Origin of the sequence: Nostoc cf. edaphicum LEGE 07299, assembly GCF_015207245.1 — a bacterium.
GTDB classification, from domain to species: Bacteria; Cyanobacteriota; Cyanobacteriia; order Cyanobacteriales; family Nostocaceae; genus Nostoc; species Nostoc edaphicum_B.
In genome coordinates, this window is the sequence record NZ_JADEXF010000307.1 from 1 (window position 1) to 5,451 (window position 5,451).

The 5,451-nt window shown below is 41.7% G+C and carries 3 protein-coding genes; 2 read left to right on the forward strand and 1 reads right to left on the reverse strand.

Annotation, left to right across the window (positions count from 1 at the left end; translation table 11 throughout):
• Window positions 1-140: 140 nt before the first annotated feature.
• A complete protein-coding gene (locus tag IQ229_RS11200; protein WP_194043701.1) occupies window positions 141-3,026 on the reverse strand; it encodes a choice-of-anchor D domain-containing protein in 2,886 nt (961 codons plus the stop codon).
• A 910-nt stretch (window positions 3,027-3,936) separates the two neighbouring features.
• On the opposite strand from IQ229_RS11200, the gene thiD reads away from it, so the two are divergent.
• Together thiD and IQ229_RS11210 are read left to right on the forward strand one after the other, a co-directional pair.
• Window positions 3,937-4,770 carry a bifunctional hydroxymethylpyrimidine kinase/phosphomethylpyrimidine kinase gene (gene thiD, locus IQ229_RS11205; RefSeq protein WP_194043703.1) on the forward strand — a complete coding sequence of 278 codons (834 nt, stop codon included), beginning with the start codon at window positions 3,937-3,939 and terminating at the stop codon, window positions 4,768-4,770.
• Window positions 4,771-4,969: 199 nt separating this feature from the next.
• A partial coding sequence (locus IQ229_RS11210; RefSeq protein ID WP_194043705.1) for a hypothetical protein occupies window positions 4,970-5,451 on the forward strand: 482 nt, incomplete at its 3' end.

The window sequence follows — 5,451 nt, forward strand, 5'->3', positions numbered from 1 at the left end:
TAGAGACGTAGCACTGATACGTCTCTACATTCTTTTTCACCAGATGTTGCGCCCCTATGGGTGTGGTCTATCTAATTGAAAGCTGCCTTAAAAATCTATTCATGTTTGGATGGCACTTCCACTCAGTTGACCCGACCTAGCTATGCTTGAATGATGAAGTCAGAGGCAGCAATATAGGGCGCACCAGTAAGTTGTGCAAATTGACCACCACTGCCGAAACCAGCAGCACTACCATTTTGATTGTAAAATAACTGCCCAGTCATACGGTCGTAGACAATTACAGCATTGCTAAGTGCCCCTAAACTGCTGATTTGAAAATCACTGGCGTTACTAAAACCCGTTCCCACAACAGAAGTAATAGCAGTAAAGGTAGTCTTATCAAGGATAATCTTATCACCTTGAGAGCGATTGAAGTCAGCGATAGTATCAATACCCACAACCGCGCTATTAAAGATGGAATTGGTGTCGTAGAGGAAAGAGTCAGCACCTGCACCACCCACAAGAGTATCATTGCCTTGTCCACCAATGAGAAGATCGTTGCCAGTACCACCCCGCAGTAGGTCGTCACCACCACTGCCATTGATGGTATCATTACCCCCTTGACCATTAATCACATCATTAGAAGTGTAAAAACCGCTGATGTTATTGTTCAAGTCATTGAGGAAAGTGACAGTGTTTGCTGTAGAAATATACGTTTGAGTGGAGTTGGCATTAATCACATCAAAGCTTTTGGTAACACTAGCTTCTCCGTTAAATATGATATTGCCGATGGCAGGTCTTGTTGTCGATGCAGCTAAGTTGTCTAGGTTTTCTAACTTAAAGTTTTGCAGAGTGACTTTGGTATTAGCCACATTTCCAAAGGTGACTTCTAAATTGCTGCCATTTTGAGTTAATTGCAGATTTCTCGCAGTCAATTCAGTCCCAATAAATTGCAAGGTGTCTATCTTGGCAACCACCGCAGCCGGAGGGTTTGAGCCAATACCTACACCGCCAAAGTTGGTAATGCTGTAATTGCCATCGCCTCGTTGGATAACAAAGGTGTCATTGGAGTTAGTGCCATTGAGAACTTGAATTTCTGGGACAGGAGCAGGCCTGACTGTGCCACTAATGGCAAAGTTAAAGGGGCTTTCATTAGTATCGTTGTTGTTTAAACTGAAGCTGCCACTATAGAAGCCGGACGTAGTGGGGTTGAGTGCCACCGATATGGTAGTAGAAGCATTACCAGCCACGCTCGTTGGAAGAGTTCCGACCAAACTAAATCCGTCTGGAAGTTTAAGATTACTCAGCTTGAGTACGCCTGCATCGGTGTTCTTGATGGTAAAGGTTTTGGTTAAGGTGTCACCAACAGTCGTTTCACCAAAGTTAATGGCGGTGGTGTTGCCATCTGTAATGTCAACAGTACCATTGAGAACTTGAATTTCCGGAGTATAAGCTGTGCCATTAATGGCAAAGTCAAAGGTGCTTTCATTAATATCGTTGTTGTTGAAACTGAGGCTGCCACTATAGGTGCCGGGTGTAGTGGGGTTGAGTGCCACCACTATATTGGTGGAAGCATTGACAGCCAGACTCGTTGGAAGAGTTCCGACCAAACTAAATCCGTCGGGAAGTTTAAGATTACTCAGGTTGAGTACAGCTATACCGGTGTTCTTGATGGTAAAGGTTTTGGTCAAGGCTTCACCAACAAGGGTCTCACCAAAGTTAATAGCGGTGTTGCCATCAATAATATTAACTGTGCCATTCAGAACTTGAATTTCTGGGGTTTTGCTAGAACTGCGGGGAGCCTCATATGCACCAATATCAATCACTGTACTGCCATTCCCATCACCATCTTGAGGAGTCTTCTTAGTGAGGCTATTGAAGGCATTGGAACCACCATCGATCGCAACACTTTCAGGTTTAAGTGCAAAATTCCTTTTGTCTGCATCAACAAATAGAGGATCTTGACCCAAAAGATTCTGTAACCCTGTAGCGTTTAAATTATCTGAAGCTTGAAATAGGTTCGAGTTATAAACAAGATTGCGATCGAAGGTGACATTTGTGGCATACTTAATTCTATTAGCATCTTGGTTGTCGCTTGCATACAAAATGTTATTGTAGACACGTACATTTTCCGAGTAAGTAACACCAATCTCTCCAGAATCTTTAATAACTCGGGCATTCTTGTAAGCCGTGTTATTGATAACATCAACATTGGTAGCTTCGAAAACATTAATGCCTGCACCTCCATTGTTGTAAGTGATGTTATTTGCAATTAATGCCTTACCTGTATAGGCCACATTATCTTTGCTGACGTTGGTAGTATCAAGCATAATTCCATGTCCCTCAGTGATTTTGTCAGTGCCTCCTTCTTTCCACGGAACTAAACTTTGGTTATCGTAGACAATGTTGTCTCGAAAAATCATTCTGTAGTCAGTGGTATTGTTATCAAAATTAAAACTTCGGAGAGAGGTTATTCCCTGATTGCCGTAAGGCGAATACCAAGCGTTTCCAGACACAATGTTTTTCTCAACAGTTATATAGTCTGAATTACTGACTGCTATGCCTCCACCTGGAAAGTTACGGATTGTGTTACCAGTGATGACAATATGATGGGGATTAGTACCACCTACACCATTAGCGTTTTTCCATGCATTAACAGCAATACCATTACTATTAGTCAAGGGGTTATTAAGGTTATCCTTCTCTTGTAAGGCATATTCGAGAGTGATGTTTTCCCGATTGCCTTTTATATCAAGTCCTTCAATCCGCACGTAAGATGAACTCAATATATTAATGCCACTTCCCGTCGTTGTTATCGTAGGTTTAGCCCCTGGATAAGCTTTTATTGTTGTCCAGTTATCTGGTGAGCCATTCAAGTTAAAAACCGTAACCCCTTTCATTTGATAATTTCCATTCATCACGAAGAGCGTGTCGCCTGCTTTCATCTCATACACAGCTCTACCAAAGCTGAGAAATGCAGATTCTTCGTTTAAGCCATTATTTTTATCACTGCCTGTTGCAGAAACGTAGTATATTTTGCCAGCCATCTGTTTACTCCGAATATGTGTAAGGGAAATTGGTAGTACAATCTCAGCAACTTTCTTCAGTTGCTAAGTAGTTATTTGAATCAGTCATCTATCTGCACTGTTAAGGACAGTCACAGTTATCCGATCGCGACTTAAAATCACGTCGATTGTAGAAACGCTGTTGTAAACATGGAAACTTTTCTCCTGTCAACCGTTGATGGTTAAATCAGGAATATCGATACCGTCAATCGTCAGAGTTTTGTTGAGATTAATTGGACGATAAGCGCGTAGATACTTCTACTCCAGACTTTATCTTTAGCAGCTGCGTAGACGTAGTTCATCGTAGACATTGCTGCTCTTTGTAAACCAGCTTTAGCATCTATTTTTTCAATAAAATGATCGTATTTGGCATAGTAATTCCTCTGAACTTTATCCGTTGTTTTAGGTCAGGAGGTTGCCAAATCTGCATGGTAAAATTCACCCTTAGCTGATAACTGGGGACTTAAAGTTAAAGCGATCGAAGTTAAATTGGTTGAAACTTTAGTTAGGTTGACCCTTTAACTTAAGGGGACTAATGTAACAACTTAGTTGAACCTGTTTTAAGCGGTGTAACTGAGCGTTGTGAACTTAATTAAAACTAACCTTTACAAATAGAACTTGATATCAGTAAAACCCCGTAATCTAGTAATTTTTTTTACAACAAAACTCAAAAAAATATGGATATGTCTGGTAGAGTTCTATGAATTTCCAGAGTGATATGAGAATAAAAAGCGCTTTGTGCAAGGATTTGATAAAGTTTCTCTAAATAATTCAGAACTCTCAAGTCAGGTTGTGGTTGCGATCGCGCAGGAAGCAAAGAGGATTTTAGCCTAGTTCATCAATCTTTGAGATAGTTTGGTTTGATGACACCAACTTACTTAATCTTCATAATATGAACACTGAAATAAACTCCAGAATACCTGTTGCTTTAACCATTGCTGGTTCAGATAGCGGTGGCGGTGCAGGAATTCAAGCTGATTTACGTACCTTTGCTTTTCACTGTGTCCACGGTACTAGTGCTATAACCTGCGTCACGGCACAAAACACTCTAGGAGTGAAGAGAGTCGATGCTATGCCAACAGAGGCTGTTGTGGCGCAAATTCAAGCAGTAGTTGAAGATATTGGCGTACAAGCTGCCAAAACCGGAATGTTGCTCAATCAGGAAATAATCTTTGCTGTTGCCCAGCAAGTGGAAGCTTTACAAATCAATAATCTAGTAGTTGATCCAGTAATGGTGTCACGCACAGGAGCACAATTGATTGATGATGATGCTGTAAAGACTTTATGCCATGCCTTGATTCCCAAAGCAGTTATGATCACGCCCAATCGCTATGAAGCCCAGATTTTGAGCGGTTTACAAATTAATTCTTTAGAAGATATGCAAGCTGCTGCTGAAATTATTTACAAGACTTTAAAGACAAAGGTTGTTTTAGTCAAAGGTGGAGGTATGCAGGGAGATTTGCGTGGCGTTGATATCTGGTTTGATGGGGACAAGTTGGAAGTTTTGACTTGCCAGCAAGTAGAAACAAAAAATACCCACGGTACTGGTTGTACGCTATCGGCTGCGATCGCTGCTAATCTAGCTAAAGGAAAAGATTTGTGGCAGGCAGTACAACAGGCAAAGGAATATGTAACTACCGCACTCACTTACGCCCTAGATATTGGCGAAGGACAAGGCCCTGTGGGACACTTCTTCCCGTTGTGGGGACTAGGGACTAGAGATTAGGGATTAAGGATTGGAGACTGAGCATTGGGGATGGGGACTAGAGAAAAGTTTTCTCAGTACCTCATCCCCAATGCCCAAATAAAAAATCTTTGCCCTTTCGGTATTTTTCTATTATTCTTGGGCATAGTTTCAGGGGTGACTATCTCTGTTAGCATCTCTGTACGATCTAATTACTTTGATTTTTAATACCAAGCCCCCGATGCGAACAACCATAGGTTCTGTTCACAGGAATTCGCCAACACCGACTACTCAAGCCTACCCTCCCTCTGTACCACTATCTGTATACAGGGAATTGTCAATAGAGTTGCAAGCAGCACAGGCGAAGCTAAACGCACTCACCACCCAAAATCAGCAACTAACGCAAGAAAATCAACTATTACGCCAAGAAATTACCAAAGTCGTTGAGTCTTTTTCTCGTTTGCAAAATTTTGTGGATTCCCATGCTACAGCTAATTATCCCCAAGCTAATCAAGCTTATGGCGACGTTAAAAGCGCCGCCAAACAGCCAGTAACACAAGCGCGTTCACCTCAGCCGGTTTCTCGTTCGCGTCCATCTGTTGTGTCCAAACAACCAGCCGAAAAAAGCCGCCGCCAAGACTTTTCTGTACCTGTAATGGAAATGAATTTTCCGATACCAGAACCAGTTTTTATAGAAGAGCAACAAGTCAGTTATTATTCCAC

What these genes read in the sequence shown, in the direction of transcription:
- thiD (WP_194043703.1), top strand. Translation starts at nt 3,937, where the DNA reads ATGAACACTGAAATAAACTCCAGAATACCTGTTGCTTTAACCATTGCT.
- IQ229_RS11200 (WP_194043701.1), bottom strand. Translation starts at nt 3,026, where the DNA reads ATGGCTGGCAAAATATACTACGTTTCTGCAACAGGCAGTGATAAAAAT.